Annotated in this window: 6 protein-coding genes; 5 read left to right on the top strand and 1 reads right to left on the bottom strand. The window is 66.3% G+C overall.

Going from position 1 to position 4063, the window contains the following annotated elements:
- The 4 genes from AC2VON_RS14365 to AC2VON_RS14350 all read left to right on the top strand — a co-directional run.
- Positions 1-191 (top strand): F0F1 ATP synthase subunit gamma (locus AC2VON_RS14365; protein WP_486953544.1); only part of this gene is annotated, 191 nt, incomplete at its 5' end.
- A gap of 25 nt (positions 192-216) precedes the next feature.
- Complete coding sequence (gene atpD / locus AC2VON_RS14360) at positions 217-1668, top strand: F0F1 ATP synthase subunit beta (protein ID WP_486953543.1); 1452 nt, start codon at positions 217-219, stop codon at positions 1666-1668.
- A gap of 39 nt (positions 1669-1707) precedes the next feature.
- Positions 1708-2073, top strand: a complete 366-nt coding sequence (locus AC2VON_RS14355; RefSeq protein WP_486953542.1) for a F0F1 ATP synthase subunit epsilon — start codon at positions 1708-1710, stop codon at positions 2071-2073.
- Between the two features lie 13 nt (positions 2074-2086).
- The gene (locus AC2VON_RS14350; protein ID WP_486953541.1) at positions 2087-2539 is read left to right on the top strand and encodes a DUF2550 domain-containing protein; all 453 of its coding nucleotides are present in this window, start codon (positions 2087-2089) and stop codon (positions 2537-2539) included.
- A 9-nt stretch (positions 2540-2548) separates the two neighbouring features.
- Here AC2VON_RS14350 and AC2VON_RS14345 read toward each other — a convergent pair whose 3' ends face one another.
- Entirely contained in the window at positions 2549-3136 is a 588-nt protein-coding gene (locus AC2VON_RS14345; RefSeq protein WP_486953540.1) for a cob(I)yrinic acid a,c-diamide adenosyltransferase, read from the bottom strand.
- A gap of 82 nt (positions 3137-3218) precedes the next feature.
- Here AC2VON_RS14345 and AC2VON_RS14340 point away from each other — a divergent pair.
- On the top strand, positions 3219-4063 hold an 845-nt coding region (locus AC2VON_RS14340), incomplete at its 3' end, for a UDP-N-acetylglucosamine 1-carboxyvinyltransferase (protein WP_486953539.1).

Raw genomic sequence — 4063 nt, 5'->3', positions numbered from 1 at the left:
CCGCGTTGCTGGACGCTGCCGCCTCGGAGCTGGCGTCGCGCCAACGGGCAATGAAGTCGGCCACCGACAACGCCGACGATCTGATCAAGGCGCTCACGCTGGAGGCCAACCGCGAGCGGCAGGCCCAGATCACCCAGGAAATCAGCGAAATCGTGGGCGGCGCAAACGCGCTGGCCGAAGCCGCCAGCTAAGGCCCGTAAAGAAGCGGAGAAGATCATGACTGTTACTGCCGAAAGGACCACTGCCAAGGGCGGCGCCGACACCAACGGCCGGGTGGTGCGCGTTACCGGCCCGGTGGTCGACGTCGAGTTCCCGCGGGGGGCTGTGCCGGGTCTGTTCAACGCGCTGCACGTTGACGTCACGTTCGAGGCGCTCGCGAAGACGCTGACGCTGGAGGTCGCACATCACCTCGGTGACAACCTGGTGCGGTGTATCTCGTTGCAACCCACCGACGGGCTGGTACGCGGAGTCGAGGTGATCGACACCGGCACCTCAATCTCGGTGCCGGTCGGTGACGGGGTGAAGGGCCATGTCTTCGACGCGCTCGGCAACTGCCTCGACGAGCCGGGCTATGGAAAAGACTTCGAGCACTGGGGTATCCACCGCAAGCCACCGGCGTTCGACGAATTGGAACCCCGGACCGAGATGCTGGAGACCGGCCTGAAGGTCGTCGACCTACTCACCCCGTACGTGCGCGGCGGCAAGGTTGCGCTGTTCGGCGGCGCGGGGGTGGGCAAGACGGTGCTGATCCAGGAGATGATCAACCGCATCGCCCGCAACTTCGGCGGCACATCCGTGTTCGCCGGGGTGGGCGAGCGCACCCGCGAGGGCAACGATCTGTGGATCGAGCTTGGCGAAGCCAACGTGCTCAAGGACACCGCGCTGGTGTTCGGGCAGATGGACGAGCCGCCGGGCACCCGCATGCGGGTGGCGCTGTCAGCGCTGACGATGGCCGAGTTCTTCCGCGACGAGCAGAGCCAGGACGTGCTGCTGTTCATCGACAACATCTTCCGGTTCACCCAGGCCGGGTCCGAGGTCTCCACTCTGCTGGGCCGGATGCCTTCGGCGGTGGGCTACCAGCCCACCCTGGCCGACGAGATGGGCGAGCTGCAGGAGCGCATCACCTCGACTCGTGGCCGGTCCATCACCTCGATGCAGGCGGTGTACGTGCCGGCGGACGACTACACCGACCCGGCGCCGGCGACGACGTTTGCGCACCTGGACGCCACTACCGAACTGTCCCGGGCGGTGTTCTCCAAGGGCATCTTCCCCGCGGTTGACCCGCTGGCATCCAGCTCGACCATCCTCGACCCCGGTGTGGTCGGTGACGAGCATTATCGCGTCGCTCAGGAGGTCATCCGGATTCTGCAGCGCTACAAGGATCTTCAGGACATCATCGCGATCCTCGGGATCGACGAACTGTCCGAGGAGGACAAGCAGCTGGTGGGCCGAGCACGGCGCATCGAGCGGTTCCTGAGCCAGAACATGATGGCCGCAGAGCAGTTCACCGGGCAGCCGGGCTCGACGGTACCGCTGAAGGAGACCATCGAGGCGTTCGACAAGCTGACCAAGGGCGACTTCGACCACCTACCCGAGCAGGCGTTCTTCCTGATCGGTGGCCTCGACGACCTGGCCAAGAAGGCCGAGAGCCTAGGCGCCAAGCTGTGATACGGGTCCAGCGGCGAGAGCGAGGAAGGGTGGTGGGACATGGCAGAACTTGACGTCGACATCGTCGCCGTCGACCGCAAGGTCTGGTCGGGCAAGGCCACCTTTATCTTCACCCGGACCACCGTCGGCGAGATCGGCATTCTGCCGCGGCACATACCGCTGGTGGCTGAACTGGTCGAGGACGCGATGGTGCGGGTGGTCCGCGTCGACGACGACGACCTGCGCCTGGCCGTGCACGGAGGATTCCTGTCGGTGACCGAGGAAGGGGTCAGCATTCTCGCCGAGTCCGTCGACTTCGTCGCCGAGATCGACGAGGCGACCGCCCGTCATGACTCCCAGTCCGGCGATCCCAAGCTGGCCGCCCAGGGTCGGGCCAGGTTGCGTGCGCTGGGCGTGATCGACTAGCGGGTGTGGATCGGTGAGCGCGCCCATGGCCGTCATGGTCGCGCTCGTCGTCGTGTTGCTGTGCGCCCTGGGAGCCGTTGTCGCGATGGGCTATCGGTTGTGGAAGCTGCGGCAGGGCGGAACGGCCGCGATTATGCGGGACATCCCCGCGGTCGGCGGCCATGGTTGGCGCCATGGTGTGATCCGCTGTCGCGGTGCCGAAGCGGAGTTCTATCGACTGTCCAGTGTGCGTTTGTGGCCGGACCGCCGAATCAGTCGCCGTGGTGTGGAGATCGTGTCACGACGTCCCCCGCGCGGCGACGAGTTCGACATCATGACCGACCAGATCGTGGTGCTGGAACTGCGCGACGCCACAGAGGACCGCAGAAGGGGCTTCGAGATCGCGCTGGACCGTGGTGCACAGACCACGTTCCTGTCCTGGCTGGAATCACGACCGTCCCCGCGGGCACGCCGTCGCCCTATGTGAGCGGGCAATTCACTCGGGCTGGTCGGCCCGATTGCCACCGGGCCGCCAGCGCACGTCGCCCCCCGGGTTGGCCAGTCGGGACAGGATGAACATCAGGTCCGACAGCCGGTTGAGGTACTTGGCCGGGAGCTTGCTCACGCCGGTCGAATGGGCGTCGGCGGCAGCCCATGCCGATCGTTCGGCCCGCCGTACCGCGGTGCGGGCGACGTGAAGCAGCGCCGACAGCGGCGAACCACCAGGCAGAATAAATGAATTCAACTTCGGCAAGGCCGCGTTGTGTTGGTCGCACCACCCCTCGAGCCGGTCGATGTAGCTCTGGGTGATGCGCAGCGGAGGGTGTTTCGGATTATCGACAACCGGGGTGGCAAGGTCTGCGCCGGCATCGAACAGGTCATTCTGGATCTGCCGCAGCACCGCCGCCATCGGCGGGTCCGGCTTGCCCAGGGCGATCGCAGCGCCGATCGCGGCATTGGCTTCTTCACAATCGGCGTAGGCCGCCAGCCGGAGGTCGGTCTTCGGGACGCGGGAAAAGTCGCTCAGTCCGGTGGTCCCGTCGTCGCCGGTCCGAGTATAGACACGCGTGATGTGCACTGCCATGGTGCAAACCGTACCGGGGAACCGGACTGGCGCGCGGCGAGGATTTGTCATACCGGGGATAGCGCTCACTACACTTAGCCGGATGAGCGAGCGTTTCGTGGTCACCGGCGGCAACCGGTTGTCCGGCGAAGTCGCCGTCGGCGGCGCCAAGAACAGCGTGCTCAAGTTGATGGCCGCCGCCCTGCTCGCCGAGGGCACCAGCACGATCACCAACTGCCCGGACATTCTCGACGTGCCGTTGATGGCCGAAGTCCTGCGCGGCCTGGGCGCCACGGTCGAACTCGACACCGACACCGTGCGGATTACCTCCCCCGACGAACTCAAATACGACGCCGACTTCGGCGCGGTTCGCCAGTTCCGGGCCTCGGTCTGCGTGCTGGGTCCACTGATGGGCCGGTGTAAGCAGGCCAGAGTCGCGCTGCCGGGCGGCGACGCTATCGGGTCACGTCCACTCGATATGCACCAGGCGGGCCTGCGGCAGTTGGGCGCCACCTGCAATATCGAGCACGGCTGCGTGGTTGCGCACGCGGATACCCTGTGCGGGGCGGAGATTCAGCTGGAGTTCCCTTCGGTGGGAGCCACCGAGAACATCCTGATGGCCGCCGTCCTGGCCCAGGGCGTCACCACCATTCACAACGCCGCCCGCGAGCCAGATGTCGTCGACTTGTGCACGATGCTGAACCAGATGGGGGCGGAGATCGACGGCGCAGGTTCGCCGACGATGACGATCTCCGGCGTGCCACGCCTGTACCCGACCGAACATCGGGTGATCGGCGATCGCATTGTGGCTGCTACCTGGGCCATCGCGGCGGTGATGACCCGCGGCGATGTCTCGGTGACCGGCGTCGACCCCGCGCATCTGCAGCTGGTGCTGCGCAAACTTCACGACGCGGGCGCCACCATCACCCAGACCGACGACAGCTTCCG

This window comes from Mycobacterium sp. TH-M82 (assembly GCF_057473605.1).
This window is presented reverse-complemented; position numbering and strand designations above follow the sequence as displayed.